The sequence below is a fragment of the Lysinibacillus sp. A4 genome, from assembly GCF_024919535.1.
Classification (GTDB): Bacteria; Bacillota; Bacilli; order Bacillales_A; family Planococcaceae; genus Lysinibacillus; species Lysinibacillus capsici.
Window position 1 is genome coordinate 82,482 of record NZ_JANWTB010000009.1, and the last position, 21,009, is coordinate 103,490.

18 protein-coding genes are annotated in these 21,009 nt (G+C 39.1%); 15 read left to right on the top strand and 3 right to left on the bottom strand.

Annotated elements, in window-relative coordinates:
* Positions 1-5: 5 nt before the first annotated feature.
* Positions 6-2,414, bottom strand: a complete 2,409-nt coding sequence (locus tag NY607_RS24265) for a beta strand repeat-containing protein (protein WP_310794752.1) — start codon at positions 2,412-2,414, stop codon at positions 6-8.
* 179 nt (positions 2,415-2,593) lie between these two features.
* On the bottom strand, positions 2,594-3,679 hold the full coding sequence (locus NY607_RS17840) for a glycosyltransferase family 2 protein (RefSeq protein WP_131521113.1): 1,086 nt from the start codon (positions 3,677-3,679) through the stop codon (positions 2,594-2,596).
* A 183-nt stretch (positions 3,680-3,862) separates the two neighbouring features.
* On the opposite strand from NY607_RS17840, the gene NY607_RS17845 reads away from it, so the two are divergent.
* From NY607_RS17845 to NY607_RS17870, 6 genes are all read left to right on the top strand, one after another.
* Positions 3,863-4,831 (top strand): YncE family protein, encoded by a 969-nt coding sequence (locus NY607_RS17845; RefSeq protein WP_227744938.1) that lies wholly within the window; start codon positions 3,863-3,865, stop codon positions 4,829-4,831.
* Complete coding sequence (locus tag NY607_RS17850) at positions 4,831-5,514, top strand: response regulator transcription factor (RefSeq protein ID WP_131521115.1); 684 nt, start codon at positions 4,831-4,833, stop codon at positions 5,512-5,514. Before NY607_RS17845 ends, NY607_RS17850 begins: the two co-directional genes overlap by 1 nt.
* Positions 5,511-6,899: a sensor histidine kinase gene (locus NY607_RS17855; RefSeq protein ID WP_131521116.1), complete on the top strand. Its 1,389-nt coding sequence runs from the start codon at positions 5,511-5,513 to the stop codon at positions 6,897-6,899. The genes NY607_RS17850 and NY607_RS17855 overlap by 4 nt, the downstream gene beginning before the upstream one ends.
* Positions 6,900-6,902: 3 nt before the next feature.
* A complete protein-coding gene (locus NY607_RS17860) occupies positions 6,903-7,427 on the top strand; it encodes a FixH family protein (protein WP_259420081.1) in 525 nt (174 codons plus the stop codon).
* A 121-nt stretch (positions 7,428-7,548) separates the two neighbouring features.
* A complete protein-coding gene (locus NY607_RS17865; RefSeq protein ID WP_009373269.1) occupies positions 7,549-8,121 on the top strand; it encodes a TetR/AcrR family transcriptional regulator in 573 nt (190 codons plus the stop codon).
* A gap of 133 nt (positions 8,122-8,254) precedes the next feature.
* Entirely contained in the window at positions 8,255-10,444 is a 2,190-nt protein-coding gene (locus NY607_RS17870; RefSeq protein ID WP_237898677.1) for a YhgE/Pip domain-containing protein, read from the top strand.
* A 397-nt stretch (positions 10,445-10,841) separates the two neighbouring features.
* Here NY607_RS17870 and yhfH read toward each other — a convergent pair whose 3' ends face one another.
* Positions 10,842-10,967, bottom strand: a complete 126-nt coding sequence (gene yhfH, locus NY607_RS17875) for a protein YhfH (protein WP_004230455.1) — start codon at positions 10,965-10,967, stop codon at positions 10,842-10,844.
* Between the two features lie 144 nt (positions 10,968-11,111).
* Here yhfH and lplA point away from each other — a divergent pair, with 144 nt between their 5' ends.
* From lplA to NY607_RS17920, 9 genes are all read left to right on the top strand, one after another.
* Positions 11,112-12,104, top strand: coding sequence for a lipoate--protein ligase (lplA, locus tag NY607_RS17880; protein WP_131521119.1), 993 nt, complete (start codon positions 11,112-11,114; stop codon positions 12,102-12,104).
* A 100-nt stretch (positions 12,105-12,204) separates the two neighbouring features.
* On the top strand, positions 12,205-12,909 hold the full coding sequence (locus NY607_RS17885) for a response regulator transcription factor (protein WP_004230457.1): 705 nt from the start codon (positions 12,205-12,207) through the stop codon (positions 12,907-12,909).
* Positions 12,909-13,892, top strand: coding sequence for a sensor histidine kinase (locus NY607_RS17890; protein WP_131521120.1), 984 nt, complete (start codon positions 12,909-12,911; stop codon positions 13,890-13,892). The genes NY607_RS17885 and NY607_RS17890 overlap by 1 nt, the downstream gene beginning before the upstream one ends.
* 11 nt (positions 13,893-13,903) lie before the next feature.
* On the top strand, positions 13,904-14,329 hold the full coding sequence (locus tag NY607_RS17895) for a hypothetical protein (RefSeq protein ID WP_131521121.1): 426 nt from the start codon (positions 13,904-13,906) through the stop codon (positions 14,327-14,329).
* A gap of 12 nt (positions 14,330-14,341) precedes the next feature.
* Entirely contained in the window at positions 14,342-15,118 is a 777-nt protein-coding gene (locus tag NY607_RS17900; RefSeq protein WP_004230460.1) for an ABC transporter ATP-binding protein, read from the top strand.
* Positions 15,090-17,024, top strand: coding sequence for an FtsX-like permease family protein (locus NY607_RS17905; protein ID WP_131521122.1), 1,935 nt, complete (start codon positions 15,090-15,092; stop codon positions 17,022-17,024). Before NY607_RS17900 ends, NY607_RS17905 begins: the two co-directional genes overlap by 29 nt.
* Before the next feature lie 142 nt (positions 17,025-17,166).
* On the top strand, positions 17,167-18,714 hold the full coding sequence (locus NY607_RS17910) for a fatty acid--CoA ligase family protein (RefSeq protein ID WP_048390826.1): 1,548 nt from the start codon (positions 17,167-17,169) through the stop codon (positions 18,712-18,714).
* A gap of 249 nt (positions 18,715-18,963) precedes the next feature.
* Entirely contained in the window at positions 18,964-19,611 is a 648-nt protein-coding gene (locus NY607_RS17915; RefSeq protein ID WP_004227966.1) for a VTT domain-containing protein, read from the top strand.
* A gap of 164 nt (positions 19,612-19,775) precedes the next feature.
* Positions 19,776-21,005 carry an EAL and HDOD domain-containing protein gene (locus NY607_RS17920; RefSeq protein WP_131521238.1) on the top strand — a complete coding sequence of 410 codons (1,230 nt, stop codon included), beginning with the start codon at positions 19,776-19,778 and terminating at the stop codon, positions 21,003-21,005.
* The last annotated feature ends 4 nt before the right edge of the window (positions 21,006-21,009 follow it).

Genomic DNA, 21,009 nt, shown 5'->3' on the forward strand with positions numbered 1-21,009 from the left:
TAACGCTAAGAAATTCGATGACATGACCAAACAATACCACCAGAGTTAGCGCCGCCTAGTGTAAGAGAGATAGTCAATCCATTTGCTTCATAGAACAAATCAATCGTATCTCCAGCATTTAAATTCACTTCTCCTGCTAAAGTGATAGTGCCATTTCCAAGAACTGCGCGTAAAGTTAATACAAGCGCCACATTGACGTTTAGTACAGGGAACAAGCCACTAATTAAATTTGTAGTAGCATTTTGTCTAATTGCAAATGAAGGGTTTATTCCTGCTCCTAAAGTGACGGTAATAGCCGCAGCAGTGGAGTAGTTAATGGTTGCTTCAAAGGAATACCTACCTGTAGTTGGTACAGTGAATATCCCAGTTGTTGGATTGAAAGCAGGTGTTGTAAAGTATGGTGAAGCAACACTCCAGTTAGTGATTGAAGTAGATCCACTAACAGCCAACGTGTTTTTAAAGGCAGAGAATCCTTCAGTAAACGCAGCCCCAGTAGCACCGGTAGCGCCAGTAACGCCGATAGCCCCAGTTACCCCAGTAACGCCGGTAGCGCCGGTTACCCCAGTAACGCCGGTAGCGCCAGTTACCCCAGTAGCGCCAGTAGGTCCGATTGCACCAGTCACGCCAGTAGCCCCGGTTACACCCGTAGAACCAGTAACCCCAGTAGCGCCGGTCTCACCCGTAGCCCCAGCAACGCCGGTAGCGCCAGTAGGTCCGATTGCACCAGTCAAGCCAGTAGTGCCTGTAGAACCAGTAACGCCGGTAGCCCCAGTTACCCCAGTCGCCCCAGTAACGCCCGTAGCCCCAGCAACACCGGTAGCCCCAGTTACCCCAGTAGGTCCGATTGCCCCAGTAACGCCAGTAGCCCCAGTAACGCCAGTAGCCCCAGTAACGCCCGTAGAACCAGCAACACCGGTAGCGCCAGTTACCCCAGTAGCGCCGGTAGCGCCAGTAGCGCCAGTTACCCCAGTAGGTCCGATTGCGCCAGCAACGCCGGTAACGCCAGTAGCCCCGGTTACACCCGTAGAACCAGTAACCCCAGTAGCGCCGGTCTCACCCGTAGCCCCAGCAACGCCGGTAGCGCCAGTAGGTCCGATTGCGCCAGTAACACCTGTAGCGCCAGTAGGCCCGATTGCGCCAGTAACACCTGTAGCGCCAGTAGGTCCGATTGCACCGGTTACTCCAGTAACGCCAGTAGCCCCAGCAACCCCGGTAGCCCCAGTAGCGCCGGTAGGTCCGATTGCACCAGTCAAGCCAGTAGCCCCGGTTACACCCGTAGAACCAGTAACCCCAGTAGCGCCGGTCTCACCCGTAGCCCCAGCAACGCCGGTAGCGCCAGTAGGTCCGATTGCACCAGTAACGCCAGTAGCGCCGGTTACCCCAGTAGCCCCAGTAACGCCAGTAGCGCCGGTCTCACCTGTAGCGCCAGTAGGTCCGATTGCCCCAGTAGCGCCAGTAGCGCCGGTAGCGCCAGTCAAGCCAGTAGCGCCGGTTACCCCAGTAGCCCCAGCAACGCCGGTAGCGCCAGTAGGTCCGATTGCGCCAGTCAAGCCAGTAGCGCCGGTTACCCCAGTAGCCCCAGCAACGCCGGTAGCGCCAGTAGGTCCGATTGCGCCAGTAACGCCAGTAGCGCCGGTTACCCCAGTAGCCCCAGTAACGCCAGTAGCGCCGGTCTCACCTGTAGCCCCAGCAACGCCGGTAGCGCCAGTAGGTCCGATTGCCCCAGTAGCGCCAGTAGCGCCAGTAACGCCAGTAACGCCAGTAACGCCGGTTACACCAGTAACGCCAGTAACGCCAGTAACGCCGGTTACACCAGTAACGCCGGTAGCCCCAGTTACCCCAGTAATGCCAGTAGCGCCGGTTACACCCGTAGAACCAGTAACCCCAGTAGCGCCGGTCTCACCCGTAGAACCAGTAGCGCCAGTAGCCCCGGTTACCCCAGTAACGCCGGTAGCCCCAGTAGCGCCGGTAGCCCCAGTTACCCCAGTAATGCCAGTAGCGCCGGTAGCGCCAGTTACCCCAGTACCGCCAGTAACGCCGGTCTCACCAGTAGCCCCAGTACCGCCAGTAGCGCCGGTAGCGCCAGTTACCCCAGTACCGCCAGTTACCCCAGTAGCGCCAGTCACGCCAGTAGCGCCGGTAGCCCCAGTAGCCCCAGTACCGCCGGTAGCGCCAGTACCGCCAGTAGCGCCGGTTACCCCAGTAGCGCCAGTACCGCCAGTAGCGCCAGTACCGCCAGTAGCGCCGGTAACGCCAGTCACACCTGTACTACCTGTAGGTCCAGTTATCCCCCCGGTCGGTCCTGTAGGTTTCACTGGCCAAATTGGACAACTTGGAATAGGACCAGTTTTACAACAACAGGGAAATGAATGACACTTACTGCAAACTCTATCTATAAAATTTCCAAAATGCATAATCTCACCTCCTCTCTCAAATATCGTATTCTGAGGAAGGAGAGGAGAGGTAGACACATAACTATTAATTACTTGTAAATAGAGAGTTATTTATAGATTCGTTGCAATTGTATTTAAGATAATTGGATGTTTATCCTGTGAATAGAAGACGAAACTTTTTAGATGGTGATTGATATTTTTTAAGAGTCATTTTGATTGATTGTTAAAATACGCTTGAAATATTCTTTATTGTGTAGAATTTTTGGGTCATTCGGAATAAACGAGCCCGCTAATTCATTATGGGCATTGGCTAGTTCATATTGTTGTAAGCGATCGTAAAGAACACAGAGCTGTAAGTGGGGTAGCCATGTAGAAAAGCTTTTGTTTTGAAAGGGCGCATTTGGCTTCTGTTTAATCACTAGAGCTTGCTCATACCAAAATATAGCTTCGTAATTTCTAGATTGTTCCATAAAGTGATAACCTAGGCGACAGCAGGCTTCTGGTCGGGGGATATCGTATTCAAAGCTTCGTAGTATAGCGCTGAAATTGTTTCCTTTATCGTTTAAATGGGAATAGCAATCAGCTAATTTTAAGCAGGCACGTATGTTATCTTCAATCCACCCTAATTTGGACGTTAAAAATAATTCATAATAATAAATAGCTTCCTCAAACAGGCCATGATCTACTAACTCATTAGCAAAATAAAATGTATCACGTGGTGATAGTGTTTCTCCCGTTTCAATCAGTTGTCTATAAATCGTAATATTGCGGGAGTGATCATGGGTTAACGGTAAATGGCTGACAGCAACATCACTATCAAACAACATACCACAAACTTCTAAATATTCATGAACTGCACCAATCCATTGAAATTGCTTTTCCCTCCTGACAAGGCGATATCTTCTTATTAAGGTATCTGCATTTCCCTCATGATCGAAACTTAAATGATAATTCATAGAAACAGCATCAATATCGGAAGTAAGAGATGCTTTGAGTGCCTTTAATTTTTGGCGGTCTTCGTCTAAAAAAACATCGTCAGCATCAAGCCAGAGGATGTATTCTTTTGTTGCTTGTTGAAACGAAAAGTTTCGTGCTGCTGCAAAGTGATGTATCCATGTAAAATCAAAAATTCGGTCTGTATATTGTGCAACCACTTGCTTTGTACTATCTGTTGATCCCGTATCAACAATATTAATTTCGTCTACTATATCTTTGACAGAGTCAAGACATCGACCAATAACATCTTCTTCATTTTTTACAATCATACATAAGCTAATGGATATCATACTCTATTCCTCCTTACCATTATCTTTGTAATATATGTAAGGACGGAAATATTGGTTGGATGATTGAACTGTTAGAAGAATTGCGCGCCTGATATGTGAAATGTATTTTCATGGTTTGTCATAAATTTACCTTCCAAGTTTCACCCGAATTTCACAATTGTGAAGTATAGTAAAGGGGCAGAGGTGATAAAGTTGAAAAAATGGGCATTCTTCATTTTTTCGTTACTACAAATTATATGGTTAGCGGGTTGCGCTGAAAAGTCATATGAACCCATTGAAAAGGAACGAAGTTTTATAGCTTCATTAAATATACAAGAGCCATCATTAGATTTTATTGATGAGGATGGGAATATACTTGCGACATGGTTATTTGATAAGGCTTATTCAGGGGCCATCCTATTAGGAAATGACCAAGTTTTATTATATGGACACCAATTAAATAACATCGACGTCTATACAATATCCACTGGAGAAAAGCTCTATTCAAAAAAAGTAGAGATTGGTACGACCAATGTATACTACGATGACAACATCAAGCAATTTTTTATCACGAATAGTAAAACCAATACAGTGACAAGCTTTGATCAAGAAGGCAATCAGCTAGCTTCACAACAACTTGGCAATTATCCCATGTCAATGACATCGTATAGGGATAAACTATATGTTATTAATTTTAAAGATACAAAGTTATCTGTGTTAAATATGAAGGATTTAAAAATTGAGCAAGAGTGGCCGATTCAAAAATCTGCACATGGAATAGCTGTTCTAGAAGAAACACATGAGCTATGGGTAGGCGGTCATGGGGAAGGAAGTAAGCCAAATAGTTCTGTTAAAAAATATGATTTGACTACAGGTCAACTGCATGGAGAGATTGACATGCCTTTGATGCCAGTAGGATTAAAAAAGACCAAAGATGCTGTTCTTGTTGTAAGTCATGGTCACAACGAGTTATATGTGGCTGACTTTGATGGCCATATCAAATGGCAACAAGAGGTTGGGGCAAATCCATTTGTAGTGGATCAATTTAAAGATTATATTGTTGTCGCTGGCTATGATGATCATACATTGTATTTTATAAAAGATGGCCAGAAGGAAAAAACAGTTGATGTAGGGAAAGGTGCTTTTCAGCTGTTAGTAAGGGAGGAACAATGATGACAACTGTATTAATAGTTGATGATGAGCAGGATATGCGTAATTTAATTGAAATGATGCTCAATAACTCTGATATAGAGACATATACTGCCGCTAGTGGAACTGAGGCTTACGATGTAATAGTGCGTGAAAATATAGATTTAGTCTTACTTGATGTTATGATGCCACATGAGGATGGTTTTGTTGTTTGTCAAAGTATTCGGGCTATGTCCAATGTGCCGATTATTTTTTTAACTGCACGTGATGCGAATGAGGATAAAGTGAAAGGTCTTACACTTGGCGGAGATGATTATATTGTTAAGCCATTTACACATGATGAACTCGTAGCCAGAATTTATGCTGTATTAAGACGAAGTGGTGCAAATATTACAGAACTACAGCAAAAGTATGTAATTTTTGGCTCTATTAAAATAGATGAAATAGCACGAAAAGTATCTGTTGATGGAAAGAGTATTCCACTTACTTTAAAGGAATTTGAACTCTTACACTTATTTATGAAAAATCCAGGAAATGCCTATTCGAGAGAGCAATTATTAGAACGCATTTGGGATATTGATTATGTAGGTGGAACACGCACGGTAGATACACATATTAAAACTTTACGAATAAAGCTTGGAAAGGATGCGGCTTCACATATCCAAACCGTTTGGGGTGTGGGCTACCGCTTTGATCCTGGCGAATGAAAAAAATTGCCACGCGCATTTGGTTGTTAATTTTCGCCTTTTTAATTATTACCGTCGTCTTTATGTATGTTCTCACAAATTTTTTATATCAACGTTTATATGTACAAGATACAGAAGATACAATGGTCGAAGTTGGATTGAAGCTACAGACAATGTATGACAATGGCAAGGTAACGGATGAATTTATTGCAGATATTGAAGAATTTAATGATTATTCCAACTTGAATATATTTGCGGTAAGGAATCCTCGTGAATTAAGTGCCTGTGTTCCATTTGATATCGATTATGAGACATTGATTGGTCCTGAGGAAAGACAAAAATTATTGGCAGGAAAGTATGTGCAAAAAATTGGGTACGAGCCTCGTTTTGATCGACAACTTATTTCGGTGGTTGTACCACTTGTTGATCAAAATCGATTAGAAGGTATTATTTATATTTATTTCCCACTGGCCAAAATTAGTGAATTGGCAAATAGTGGCGTTATTTTATTGTTTATTAGTGCCTTCATATTTTTAGTAGTTGTTAGCTATTTAATTTATAAAGGGATTCGACATATTATGCGACCATTAAACGATTTACAGCTTGCAGTGGAGCAGATGTCCTATGGGAATTATGAGACTCGTGTACCTGTCAATTCACGGGATGAAATCGGTAAATTATCTAGTACCTTTAATAAAATGGCAGAGGCCATTCAGCAAGAGGATGAAGCCCAAAAAACATTCTTGGCAACAGTCTCGCATGAATTACGAACACCGATTAGCTATGTAAAGGGCTATAGCGAAGCCATGCAAAATGGCATCATCACAGAAGGCCAAAAAGAAGAAACTATTCAGCTAATCGTACGTGAGGCCAATCGCATGGAACGCTTAACAAACGAATTACTTCAGCTGGCAAGAACAGAAAATGAACAAACCGAAATTGATTTATATCCAATTCCGTTAGGTGAAACATTACGAGAGGTTCAAAAAATCTTAACGCATCAAGCAAATAAAAAGAACATAACTTTATATTTAGATGTAGATGATGCCCTAATTATTGAAGCGGATGAAGTAAAACTAAAACAAATTTTTATTAACATTATTGAAAATGCGATTAATTACTCGCATGAAAATTCTAAGGTGGAAATTGTTGCTGCTGAAAAGGCTGGTAGTGCACAAATTACCATTAGGGATTATGGAATTGGTATTCCTGCCGAGGATTTAACCCATGTCACTGAACGATTTTATCGTGTTAACAAAGCTCGAAGTCGTGCAGACGGTGGTAGTGGACTCGGTTTATCGATTGTTGAACAGTTATTAAAACAGTTACAGGGAACGTTAGAAATTGAAAGTGTTTTTGAAAAAGGCACATCCGTGAAGATACGGTTGCCATTAATGGAGGATTAAAAGATGAAAAAGTGGTTATTTGCGCTAATTGCAGCCCCTACATTATTAGTAGGATGTGGAGAAAAAAAAGAGGCATTGCCAGAACCAGAAGTACCACAGATCCCAGAAGTGGAAATTTTAACACCAAAAGAAGTAGCACTCAATGAAACGATTGAGCTGGCAGCACATGTTGAACAAGGTGGAAAAAATGTCGATGATGCTGTAGTAGAATTCGAAGTTTGGGAATCAGGAAAACGCGATGAAGGACAAATGATTGATGGGAAATTAGAGCAAGACGGTGTATATAAAGCAACGACTACTTTTGATTATGATGGTGTGTATTATATGTATGCACATACAACAGCTAACGGTGTTCATAATATGCCAAAGCAACAAATTATTGCTGGAAGCCCTGATATGACAAAGGTTGCCCCAGAGGATGAAAAAGCCAATAACAGCATGGATAATAACATGATGGACCATAATAATGACACTTCAAATGATATGGATCATGAGGAAGAGAAAAAAGATGAAAAAAATCATCATTAAAGGCTTGCAATTTTTTTGAAATAGGAATATGATAATGACCAGATGACCGAAATGGTTTTCTGGTCATTTTTATTAAAGTGTACGAGAGATGTACATAACCTAATTAGAAAGGATGTTACTAATGGATCGTAGGCAGGAAATTCTTGAAGCAGCTGCAAAATCTTTTACATTGTTTGGCTACAAGGCAACAACAATGGAGCAAGTGGCGAAAATTGCCAATGTAGGTAAAGGTACGATTTATACATTCTTTGCAAATAAAGAAATTTTATTTCAAGAGATCGCAATGTCACTTGTACGAGAGATGAAAGCGGAAGCAGATGCAGTGTTGGATGCATCAGCAAGCTTTATGGATAATGCGCATAATGCTTTAATGAAAATGCTACAGTTCCGAGAAAAACATCTTTTATTTGCAAAGCTAATCGAGGAAGAAAAAGAATTACGAACACCAGCAGTTAAACAGGTGCTACTACGTATCGAGACTGAAATCTTATCGTATGTCGCAGAGTTAATACAACGACGTATTAATAAAGGTGAAATTAGAGAGTGTGATGCGGAGCTAGTTAGTTACTTATTGCTGAAGGCATATCTTGCTTTTGTTGTCGATTGGCATGAGTTACATGGTGATGTAATCCCTGAAGAAAAGATTCTTAATCTTTTTAAGGAAACTATCTTTCGAGGTTTGATTCTAACTTGATTCGAAAAAATACAGCAGTATAAGTATCGAATCAAGTACTCTTTTTGCAATATTGTCGAGGTTGATTATTTTTTTTGAATGAAAATGACCAAATGACGTTTTCGGTCAAATAGTTTAGGAGTGAGGATATTATATGATTAAAGCTGAGTGGCTAAAGATCTTTAAAACAAGAAAAATGCTTGTTTCAATCATTGCTGTATTATTTATTCCAGTAATGTATGCGGGTATGTTTTTATGGGCGTTTTGGGATCCGTATGCGGGGCTTCCTAATCTTCCAGTAGCAGTTGTTAATGAGGATACTGGTGCTGAGATGGATGGCGTTAAATTAGACTTAGGGGATACCTTGGTCGATAAATTGATAGATAGCGAGCAATTTAACTTTATAGAAGTTTCAAAAGATGAAGCTGAAAAAGGCTTAAATAGTCGTGATTATTATATGATTTTGGAAATTCCAACAAATTTCTCTGAACATGCAACAACACTATTAGATGACAAACCATCAAAATTAGTAATGAACTACATTCCAAACGAGGGATTGAACTTCCTTGGTGCTCAGATTGGTGAGACAGCAATGGATCGTGTACGCGCTGAAGTAAATTCTCAAGTATCAGCGACGTATGCAGAAAAATTATTTGATTCCATTGCAACACTTGGAGATGGCTTTACAGAAGCAGCAGATGGCTCAAATAAGCTAGATGAGGGTGCACAAAAAGTAGCGAATGGTGCAAAAGATTTAAAAGGATATCTGGAGCAACTAGCATCGAGCACAGTTGAACTATCAAATGGTACTGATAAATTAACAAAAGGTGCGGGAGATGCGGCAAAAGGCGCGAATGACTTATCTAGTGGTTTAGTCAAACTACAAGATGGTACAGTTCAATTACAACAGGGTGCACAGCAAGCTGCAAATGGAGCAACGAGCCTTGAACAGGGGTTATCACAATATACACAGGGTGTTGCAAAAGTTGGAGCTGGTTTAACCACTTTAAACGACAAACAACAGCAAATTAGTACAGGTGCAGCATCTATTGCTGAGAACGCCGGTGCATTGAATGGTGCAGCAACCCAATTAACAGCGGGATCTGCAAAAGTAGAGGCAGGTATTACAGCCCTATCAAATCAATTACAAACGATGATGGCTTCAATGCCTGAAGAACAAGCAGCAGCGTTGACACAAACATTAGCGGAACTACAGGCAGGTAGTGCTAGTGTGCATAACGGTTTAACATCTTTATCAGCTGGTACAGAAAAATTACAAGCTGGTGCCAATCAAGTAAGCTCTGGTGCAACTCAAATTGCAGCAGGTCAAGCAGAAGTGCTAGCTGGTGCGAATGCATTAACAGCTAAAAGTAATGCTTTATTGGAAGGTGCAAAAGGTCTACAAGCAGGTAATGCTACATTAGCTGCAAAATTAGGGGAACTAAATGCAGGTGTGAATACAGCTGTAACAGGCTCTAAAACATTGGCATCTGGTTTAAATGAATTAGCGAATGGTACAACGACATTAAATCAAGGGACATCTACCCTTGCTTCAAAATCTGGTGAGCTAGCACAAGGTTCAGCAACACTTGCAGATGGTTCTACAGAACTTGCTGACGGTACGTCTACATTATCAGGCAAATTAGGTGAGGCAAGTGAAAAAGCAAATGAAGTCAAAGCAAATCAAGACACTTACGATATGGTAGGTAGTCCAGTTGAAGTTGAAAAAGAGTCTGTAAACCATGTTCCTAACTATGGTACAGGTTTTGCACCATACTTTATTTCTCTAGGTTTATTCGTAGGAGCATTATTAATTTCAATTGTGTTCCCACTTGTTGAACCTGCTATTCGTCCTAAAAACGGGGCATCTTGGTTTACAAGTAAAGTGACTGTACTAGCAGTCGTAGGTTTAGTGCAAACATTACTAACAGTAGTTATTGTCAAATGGGGTCTAGGACTCGAAGTGAATAACATGAGCTACTTTATTTTAACAGCCTTATTAACAAGCTATGTATTTTTAGCCTTAATTCAAATGCTTGTTTCGATCTTTGGTGACCCTGGTCGTTTCATGGCAATAGTTGTACTAATTTTACAATTAACAACAAGTGCAGGTACATTCCCATTAGAATTAATACCTTCACCATTACAAGTATTTAACAAGCTATTACCGATGACATATACAGTTCAAGCATTTAAATCAAGTATTTCTACTGGTGATACGACATTCTTAATGCAAAACTATGGTGTTCTAGCTGGTTTCTTAGTAGCATTCTTAGCAATCACATTTGGCTACTTCATGCTACTGCACAATAAACGTTACTCTAAAGTAGCTGAAGAGAACTAATCATGAAGCACTCACCGAATGTACGGTGAGTGCTTTGTTGTTCATTGGGGTTATGTAATAATTCTTCAGCCTCAAATGACATAAATAAAAACAAAGCAATCTATAGAAATTTTATGAAAAAGAGTATGATTCCATTGCGGCCATTTGTTTTTAAGTAGGCGAGCTGCTCCCTCTGGACGCTGGCAGAACGGAAATCCCCCTTTCCTTGCCAAAAGGTCTTTCTCTGCTAGTGATTGTCTTTTTCAAAAACATAAAAACAACAGCTGATATGAGCGTATCAGCTGTTGTTTTTTGTAAGTGTAAGAGATTTAATTAAGGGTTCATCAAAATATGATGAAGGGTGTCATGATTGCTACGTGTGGGGCACGTATATGACTATATCAGAATAGGCAAATGCTTATAGGTGGTTACATTTTTCACAAGTGTTGCTGTAGCATTCGCTTTGTTCTTCCATTTTTTCACCGCACTCAGTACATTGCTTAGCAGGTAAATTCTTGAAAAATTCAACTACGTTTTCTAACATTGTGGACTCCTCCTTTAAGTTCATCTGTACTATTACTGTTTTGATATTTTCTAGTGTATTATAACAGATGCTTTTCGTCAACACAAAATGCCTAATTTACGGTAAAATAAATATGGATATTTTGTGAAGGAGGAAACGTGAACTATGATTTTCGTTGATAATAAAGGGATCCATGATCCACGCATTAATCTTGCTATTGAGGAGTATTTGTTAAAAACAATGGACGTTGAGAAAGAGCCAGTGCTCCTTTTCTACATTAATCAACCGTCTATTATCATCGGTAAAAACCAAAATACGATTGAAGAAATCAATACAGACTATGTAGAGGACAATGGCATTATTGTTGTGCGCCGTCTTTCAGGTGGTGGTGCTGTTTATCATGATTTAGGCAATCTTAACTTCAGCTTTATTACAAATGATGATGGCGATAGCTTTATGAATTATAAAAAATTCACGCAACCAGTCGTTGACGCTCTAGCAAAAATGGGTGTGAATGCAGAGCTCTCAGGACGCAATGATATACTAGCAGAGGGACGTAAAGTTTCAGGAAATGCTCAGTTCTCTACAAAAGGACGTATGTTCAGCCATGGTACATTGATGTTTGATACAGAAATTGATGCGGTTGTCTCTGCCTTAAAGGTCAAAAAGGATAAAATCGAATCAAAAGGTATTAAATCGATTCGCTCACGAGTAGCAAACATTTCAGAGTTTTTAAAAGAGCAAATGACAGTTGAGGAATTCCGTCTTGAAATTTTGAAATCCATTTTTGGCGGGGAAGAAAATATTCGTTATTATGAGCTAACTGAAGATGATTGGGCAAATATCCACAAGCTATCAGAGGAACGCTATCAAACATGGGAGTGGAATTTTGGAAAATCACCACGCTTTAATATTCAAAAAACACATCGATTTCCAACAGGAGGCATTGATATTCGCCTAGAAGTAAATCATGGTGTGATGGAAGAAGCGCATATTTTTGGAGATTTCTTTGGCGTCGGTGATATGGCTGATATAGAACAGCGCTTAGTTGGGACAAACTATGACAGAGCGGCTATTGCTAAGGCATTAGCAGACATTGATATCCCTACATATTTTGGTGGCATTTCAACTGAGGACTTTTTACAATTAATTTATTAAGGAAAATACGGTTTCATGTAATGTTTTAGCCTAAAGGTTCGCTGACAATTATGTCGTCGAACCTTTTTTTGATACAATATAGAAAGAAAGGAGTGTTGATATGGAAAAGCATCGAATATTCATAGTTGAAGATGATGTCAAGATTGCATCATTACTAGCGGAAACGCTTAGAAAATATCAATACGAAGTTGCAACAATTCAAGAATTTGATCATCTTATAGAAGAATTTACAGCATTTAATCCACATATGGTGCTGCTTGATATAAATTTACCCGCTTACGATGGCTATTATTGGTGTCGCCAGCTACGTCAGCATACAACATGTCCGATAATTTTCATTTCTGCACGCTCAGGAGAAATGGACCAAATCTTTGCACTTGAAAATGGGGGCGACGATTTTATTACCAAGCCTTTTAACTACGAAATTGTGTTGGCTAAAATCCGTAGTCATCTACGCCGTACATATGGTGAATATGCAGCAAGGCAAGAAGAACGGACAATCAAGCAAGGACAGCTTGTACTTCATTTAGAAAGAATGGAGCTACATAAAAATGATTTAGAAATTCCACTTCAGAAAAAAGAATGTATCATCTTAGAGCTACTGATGGGCAATGCACCAAAAGTAGTTTCACGTGAGCAGTTGTTAGAGGAACTTTGGGACGATCAAGCATTTGTCGATGAAAACACTTTGAATGTGAATATGACCAGAGTTCGAAAAAAGTTAGCGGATTATCATATATCGTCAACAATCGAAACGGTACGTGGTGCAGGCTATCGATTCATTTTAAGTGCAGGTGAGCTATAGTGGGCTGGAAGCTTTTTTTACGTGATTATGCATCATTTATTGTGTTCCAGCTTTTATTAGTTGGCTTCATCATGGTTATCTATGCACTAGACGGTTTTCGAAATATTGATACGGCTATTTATTCCTTTTGTATTAGCCTTGTGCTATTAGCATCCTTTTTACTTGTTCGCTATTTAATGCGGCAACGCTACTTATTGAAGATAACTCAGCTTCCAACAGCAATGGAGGATGTGCTACAAAAAAACGCAAAAACGCCAGAAGCTATGCAAACCGAGAAGTATATGCATGAATTGTATCGACTTTATCAACATGAGCTGCATGCTTTATATGCAAGTCAAAAAAGGCATGATCAATTTATGAACCAGTGGGTCCATCAAATGAAAACACCTATTTCAGTGATTGAATTATTATTACAAGATGACCGACCTCTTGATAAAAAGAATGTTCAGGAGGAAATCGATCGCTTGCGAAGAGGATTGGACATGGTACTTGTTAATGCACGCCTAGAAAATTTTGAGGATGATATGCAAGTAGAGCGAGTTGCACTAAAAGGTATTGTAACTGCAACTGTTAATGAAAATAAACGTTTATTTATTACGAAAAGAGTTTTTCCGGAAATTCATATTGAGGACGATCTAATTGTTGCCAGTGATTCAAAATGGCTTCGTTTCATTCTTGGACAATTTATCACCAATGCAGTGAAATACACGTTTGAAGCCAATAAAAAAATTGTTATTTCTGCCATTGAAAAGGATGACTATGTACAACTTGCAATTTGTGATGAGGGTATTGGGATTCCAGCTTCCGATCTTTCACGTGTTACGAAAGCCTTTTTTACTGGCGAAAATGGGCGGAAAACAGGGGAATCAACTGGAATGGGCCTTTATTTAGCCAAAGAAATCTGTGAAAAGCTAGGCCATGAGCTGGCTATTACATCAGAGGTAGGAAAAGGGACGATTGTGACAGTAACATTTACAAATTAGGGGGCATTAGGATGGTAGAGGTACGTATAGAAAATTGGAAACTAACGATTGATAAGGAGAAAACAAATGCGCTTTATATGACACATCTGCAAGCGGGAGATCCATTAGCCTATCAAAATTTTATCCTGGCACATGAAAAGTTAGATGAAGAACTACTGCATTTTTCAAAGAGCCTTGGGTTAAACTTACAGCAACCAACATTATTGAATGCTTTTCCTGTAGACGGTCAACAGATTATGTATAGTGGATATTATACTGTATGTGGGGAAATTGTAGAGGGAGAAATGGATGCTTGGGATGTGATTATTGGGGAGCATTGCTTTAGTTTAGTAGAGGAAGAGTCAATACTGGCTTTAACAGAGCCTCATTTTCATATTGGTTTTGAGGTCGTTTTACAGTGGCTTTTACCTCAATCCTTAGAATTAATGAAGAAATAAGGTGAATGAAGTATGCCTATTTTACAAATTAAAGATGTGACTAAAGTGTACGAAGGTAAAGTAACACATCGTGCATTAAATCAATTGAGCTTTGACGTGGAAGAAGGCGAGTTTTTAGCTGTTATGGGCCCCTCAGGAAGCGGTAAAACGACATTACTGAATATTATTTCGACCATCGATGAACCAACTAGTGGGGAAATTATTTTAGATGGAATGAATCCACATAAATTGAATGCAACAGAGCTTGCCTATTTTAGAAGAAGACAGCTTGGCTTTGTGTTTCAGGATTTCAATCTTTTGCATATGCTGACCGTCGAGGAAAATATTGTGTTGCCCTTAACGTTAGATCAACAGCCGCTAGAGGTAATGGAGGAGCGTCTGGCAAGCATTGTAGAAAAGCTAGATTTAACTTCCTTCCTTCATAAACGTCCAAATGAAATATCTGGGGGACAGGCACAAAGAACAGCAATTGGTCGTGCGCTTATTCATAATCCTAGTCTCATTTTAGCGGACGAACCTACAGGTAATTTAGATTCAAATTCTTCACGTGATGTGCTTGAACTATTGACAAAGGTGAATCAGGATAAACAAACGACAATCGTGATGGTCACGCATGATCCAATTGCAGCAAGCTATTGTGATCGAGTGTTATTCATTAAAGATGGTGAATTTTTTAATGAAATTTATCGAGATGACCGCCGTCAGATGTTTTTCCAACGTATTTTAAATGTTTTAAGCTTACTAGGAGGAGGGCAAGTAGGTGACCTTTCGACAATTCGCTTACCGTAATGTCGTGCGGAACAGCCGGATATATGGCGCCTTCTTCATGGCAAGCTTTTTTTCTGTGGCTGTATTTTTTATCTATTCCATGCTGATGTTTCACCCTGATATTGAACGTGGGATATTAGGGGAGATGTCTCTCATTGGGATGGTGGGGGCTGAAATTGTTCTCGTCCTGTTTACATTATTCTTTTTATATTATTCCATGAGTGCCTTTTTAGAGGCCAGATCACATGAATTTGCTATTTTATTGCACTTGGGAATGGAAAAACGTCAGATGAATAAACTTGTCTTTTTAGAGACAATGATTATTGGAACAGGCTCCATTATTGTAGGGATTGTCTTTGGTTTCTCCTTTTCAAAATTCTTTTTTATGATTGTTCGGGAAATTTTACATTTAGAAGATTTACCACTCTATATTTCATGGGAGCCATTTTTATTAACGATTGGTGTTTTCACAAGTGCATTTTTCGTCATTTCCTTTATTAGTGTGTATTTTACACGAGAGAGAAAATTACGAGATCTTATAAAAGGCAGTGATTATTTAAATAGCTTAACAACGTATTCCAAAATACGAGCTTTCTATGGTATTGCTTTAATTGTAACGACGTATATTCTCGCGTTTGTTGTCGGACATACATCACTAATCGGGCTAACGCTGTTAATACCATTTTCCGCAACATTTGGCACCTATTATTTTTTCAGTGATTCTGTGCCTTGTTTTTTAGATTTAGCACGTGGGAAACGCAAATATCATTGGCAACGCTACCGTCTACTATCGCTAGCAGAACAAACGCATATAATGATGGATAACGTGAAAATGTTTTTCGTTGTGACGATGGTATCGACGCTTGCATTTTTATCTGTTGGTGTTTTAGCAACGATGTCCTCCTATACAACGCAATATGATCGATTAAATCCACTAGGGCTGGTTTATAAAGGGGATGTCGATAATCCATATGAACGGGAGCATATCAATTCTTTAAGGTTGCAATTAGAGGAGAAAGGTTTATCTTATCAGCTATCCCGTTTTATTGTTGTGAAGCAAACCTCCTCTTTCACTCGAAATGAAGTGGAGGTTTTTCGAGAGTCCGATATGAATGTTCTGCTTTCTTCCTACAGTTATCCATTACTGAATCTGGAAGCAGGTGAGGCAGTATTTATTCCTTATTCGGAGGATTCCCTAAAAAAATTAAAAGATCGAGTTGTGCATACTGTTTTAGAAGAAAATAATATACCGCTCACTATTGATAGTGTCTATCCAAAAATAGTGTTTCCAGGCTCTATTGTCAGTGTCAATTCGATTGTCATTAGTGATGAAGATTTCGCAAAGCTTATTCATCCAATTTCCGAGCAAGACATTATTCAACCAAGCTATCATCTGTTCACATTTGTTATTCCCCAATGGATGGAAACGAAGGAAATCGGTAAGGATATCGATTATCTAGAATCCAATTTATATTTTATTAAAAAGGATAAGTTTAGCCCTTTTTACTTTGAAAATGCAGGATTAAATTATTCTTATATACTAGCTACCTACTCATTATTTACATTAGTGGGTGTTTTAGTAGCCACTGTATTTTTACTTGCGGCTGGAAGCTTTATCTATTTTAAATTGCATACATCCCTCGAACGTGAAAAGCGTAAATTTGATGTATTAAAACGTATGGGTTTAACAGATACGGAGTTAAAAAAGCTAGTTAATCGCCATTTGTTTCCCCAATTCTTCTTACCTTGGGGTGTTGCGATGATGCATAGTGCCTTTGCTTTTCTAATGGTTCAAGGTATTTTAAGGGACATTGCGAATATATCGATTGTAAAAGAAGTATTCTTTGCTTTTGGCTTTTTTGTATTAATACAAGTGGTTTATTTTTATTTAATTCGATGGCGCTATATCTCCCATATTCGCTCATGAGGTAATGGTTTAAAGGAGAAAAAAATGAATTATTTAACGTAATTTATGACATGAGATAAAAAGTTTCATTGTTTTTTAGATATATTTCTTATATAATATTACTGAATAACGATTCATTTTATACGATAAGGGGATGGTGTAATTGAATTTAGTTTCACGTGTTCGTCAACAGGCAGCAGAACAACCTGAAAAAGTGGCGTATCATTTTATGGGGAAAGATACGACTTACGGGGAATTTGAGCATACAGTTGGCCGCTTTGCAAAGGGATTACAAGATTTAGGCGTTGAAAAAGGGGATCATGTGGCGTTTTTACTCGGCAACACGCCACACTACTTAATCGCTCTCTATGCAACAATGCGCTTAGGGGCAACAGCAATACCTGTTAATCCAATCTATACACCGGATGAAATTTCTTACATTTTGCATAATGGAGATGTAAAAGCAGTCATTGCTCTAGATATGTTGCTACCATTGGTTGAAAAAGGTGTACAAGCATTTCCACAGGTAAAAACATTTATAGTTTGTGAAACCACACCAGATATAGCAGAAAAAGTGGCAGCTTTATCACCACAAGCACAAGAAAAAACACATTTATTTACACATGTAATCGCCAAAACCACTCAATCTTTACAACCTGTTGAAGTTGCAGAGGATGACAATGCTATTATTTTATATACTTCAGGAACTACAGGTAGTCCAAAGGGAGCTATGCTGACACATGGCAATGTGTACTCAAATGCACGTGATGTTGCGCATTATTTAGGCATTAATGCAGAGGACCGTGTTATTGCGACACTACCTGTTTTCCATGTATTTGCCTTAACGGTAGTGGTGAATGCGCCTTTATTAAGTGGAGCAACAGTTTTACTTGCCCCACGCTTTAGCCCTAGCGAAATTTTCGCTTTAGCACGAGAGCAAAAAGCAACGGTATTTGCTGGTGTTCCTACTATGTATAATTTCTTGTACCAATTACCTGAAGGCAATCCAGAGGATTTCTCAACAATTCGCTTAGCTATTTCAGGTGGTGCCTCCTTGCCTGTTGCGCTATTACATAATTTCGAACAGAAATTTAATGTGCGTGTGTCAGAGGGCTATGGCTTATCCGAAGCTTCACCAGTTACATGTTTTAACCCATTAGATCGTGATCGTAAAGCTGGTTCTATTGGAACATCCATTAGTAATGTCGAGAATAGAGTTGTCGATGTTAATGGTCAGGAAGTACCTGTGGGCGAAGTTGGAGAGCTAATTGTACGTGGTCCAAACGTGATGAAGGGATACTATAAAATGCCTGAAGAAACGGCGATGGCGATTCGTGACGGCTGGCTCTATACAGGAGATTTAGCAAAGGTAGATGAAGAAGGGTATTTTTACATTGTCGATCGTAAAAAGGATATGATTATTGTAGGGGGCTTTAATGTTTATCCTCGTGAAGTGGAGGAAGTGCTGTTTGCCCATAATAATATTGTAGAAGCAGCAGTGGTAGGCTTCCCAGACCCTAACTTAGGGGAAGCAGTACATGCCTATGTTGTGCTGAAAGAAGTAGCTGCTACTACAACAGATGATCTACTATCCTATTGTGCTAAACATATGGTGAAGTATAAGGTTCCGAAAGTAATTGAAATACTGGATGAACTACCAAAAAACACAACAGGAAAAATATTAAGACGTTCATTAAAAGAAAAAGTTTAAACGAGAAAAGCTACTATTGAAAAATGGTAGCTCTTTTTTTGTACATTATTCGTATAATAGTAAAATCAGTTGAGAGTAGATGACTGTAAGTGATAAAATCAAACTTGTGAAATCTTCTACATACTTTTCAAGAGCTTGTCATATAGTGAGGAAGTAATGTAAAAAGACGTACAAAACTGGAACCCTTTGAGGTGAAGCCACGTCAAAGCTTTTAGGTAAAAATACTATTGAAAGAGAGCATACAAAAACATGTTAGAACTCATTAAGGAGTTAATAAGTTTTATTGTGCATATCGATGTGCATTTAGAAGAAATTATTCGTGATTTTGGCAATTGGAGCTATCTTATTTTATTTGCGATTGTTTTTGTAGAAACAGGAGTTGTTATTTTCCCATTCTTACCTGGTGATTCCTTGTTATTTGCAAGTGGAACATTAGCTGCGGCAATGGGCGCATTCGATATGTGGATTTTAATCCCTGTATTTTTAGCTGCAGCTATTTTGGGAGATACGATGAACTATCATATTGGACATAAGGTAGGGACATCTATTCCGCCAAAGAGCCTCCTCGGTAGAGTTGTTAAAAAAGAGCGTATGGAAGCAGCTGAAAAATTCTTTAATACACATGGTGGGAAAACGATCGTAATCGCACGTTTCATGCCATTTATTCGTACATTTATCCCGTTTGTGGCGGGTGCAAGTAAAATGAAATATAGTTATTTCTTATTTTATAATATTTTTGGTGCAATTTTATGGGTATTCAGTTGTACATTATTAGGTTACTTCTTTGGGAATATTCCAATTATTAAAGATAACTTCTCAGTTGTACTAATTTTGATTATCATTATATCTGTTGTGCCTGCAGTGATTGGTGCAATAAAATCCAAAGTAGGTAAATAATATGGACAGTCCTTAAGTGATTATTATCACAGGGACTGTCCTTTCCTTTTTATTGGCTGAAAAAGCCAAGTTGGCCTGTTAAGTTAGCTTGAAGTATAAGCATCAGGTCGTAAAAAATGTTATACTATAAATTACTAGAAAATGGAGAAATGGGGGGCAATGGAATGGAAGTATTCATTGGCAGACAGCCTATATTTAATCTTCATGAGCAAGTCATTGCATATGAATTGTTATACCGTAGCAAAAATGTAAATGCCTTTCCACTGGTCGATTCAGATGCAGCAACGATTGATGTACTTGTGAACTCATTTCTTTCAATTGGTTTTGAAGAGGTAACGAAAGGTAAACCTGGTTTTGTTAATTTTACTGAAAACTTATTGATGAGCTCTATCCATGAATTTTTAAATCCCTCACAGGTAGTGATTGAGATATTAGAGGATGTTCCACTTACCGCTCAATTAGTGGAGCGTGTAATTGAGCTAAAAAAACATGGGTTTCAAATTGCCTTGGATGATTTTATGATGGATGATCAAGTGGAAGTTTATGATGAATTATTTGAACAAATTGATTATATTAAGGTGGATTTTTTAGCATCTTCCATTGTAAAAAGAATGGAAATCGAAAATAAAGTTAAGGAGAAATTTCCACATATTCAATTGCTCGCTGAAAAAGTAGAGACGCGTCATCAATTTGAAGTCGCTAAATCCTCAGGCTATGTGTTATTTCAGGGTTATTTTTTTGAACAACCGCAAATAATACGAGCAACAGACATTCCAGCAAATGCGATTCAATATATTCACATTATCTCTTTATTAAAAGAGGAAGAACCAAATATTCATTTGTTAGCGGAAAATATTGAACGTGATATTTCATTGACATACAAATTATTGCAAATGATTAATAACTCATCTAAACGTTCTAAATCTAAAGTGCGCTCCATCAAGCAAGCGATTGTGTTATTGGGCGTATCCAATTTACGAAAATGGATTTATTTATTGGCCATGCGTGAAATTGATATTGATGCTGATTCTGATCTTTTTAAAGAAGTGATGTGCACGTCTTTATTCCGAGCTAAGGTTTGTGAAAAACTAGCTAAGCTTGCTTATAAAAAGAATTTCTCAGAATATTTTTTAGTCGGCATGTTTTCTCTAATTGATACATTACTTCAAAGACCGATGAATGTTATTTTACAGCAGCTACCATTCTCAGAGGCTATTACGAATACCATTTTAGGCTTTGAAACGGAAATGACCCCATATTTGGAGTTTAGTATTGCGTTAAGTAAACTTGATTGGCTACGATTAGAAGAGCTAGCTGTACAGTTGAATATTCAGTTAGTTGACATTGATCTTTTATATTATGAAGCCATCGAATGGGCAGAAAAATCATTTTAAACCA

Coding starts and splice junctions, on each gene's coding strand:
- NY607_RS24265 (WP_310794752.1), bottom strand. CDS start 2,414: ATGCATTTTGGAAATTTTATAGATAGAGTTTGCAGTAAGTGTCATTCA.
- NY607_RS17840 (WP_131521113.1), bottom strand. CDS start 3,679: ATGATATCCATTAGCTTATGTATGATTGTAAAAAATGAAGAAGATGTT.
- NY607_RS17850 (WP_131521115.1), top strand. CDS start 4,831: ATGACAACTGTATTAATAGTTGATGATGAGCAGGATATGCGTAATTTA.
- NY607_RS17855 (WP_131521116.1), top strand. CDS start 5,511: ATGAAAAAAATTGCCACGCGCATTTGGTTGTTAATTTTCGCCTTTTTA.
- NY607_RS17860 (WP_259420081.1), top strand. CDS start 6,903: ATGAAAAAGTGGTTATTTGCGCTAATTGCAGCCCCTACATTATTAGTA.
- NY607_RS17865 (WP_009373269.1), top strand. CDS start 7,549: ATGGATCGTAGGCAGGAAATTCTTGAAGCAGCTGCAAAATCTTTTACA.
- NY607_RS17870 (WP_237898677.1), top strand. CDS start 8,255: ATGATTAAAGCTGAGTGGCTAAAGATCTTTAAAACAAGAAAAATGCTT.
- yhfH (WP_004230455.1), bottom strand. CDS start 10,967: ATGTTAGAAAACGTAGTTGAATTTTTCAAGAATTTACCTGCTAAGCAA.
- lplA (WP_131521119.1), top strand. CDS start 11,112: ATGATTTTCGTTGATAATAAAGGGATCCATGATCCACGCATTAATCTT.
- NY607_RS17885 (WP_004230457.1), top strand. CDS start 12,205: ATGGAAAAGCATCGAATATTCATAGTTGAAGATGATGTCAAGATTGCA.
- NY607_RS17895 (WP_131521121.1), top strand. CDS start 13,904: ATGGTAGAGGTACGTATAGAAAATTGGAAACTAACGATTGATAAGGAG.
- NY607_RS17900 (WP_004230460.1), top strand. CDS start 14,342: ATGCCTATTTTACAAATTAAAGATGTGACTAAAGTGTACGAAGGTAAA.
- NY607_RS17915 (WP_004227966.1), top strand. CDS start 18,964: ATGTTAGAACTCATTAAGGAGTTAATAAGTTTTATTGTGCATATCGAT.
- NY607_RS17920 (WP_131521238.1), top strand. CDS start 19,776: ATGGAAGTATTCATTGGCAGACAGCCTATATTTAATCTTCATGAGCAA.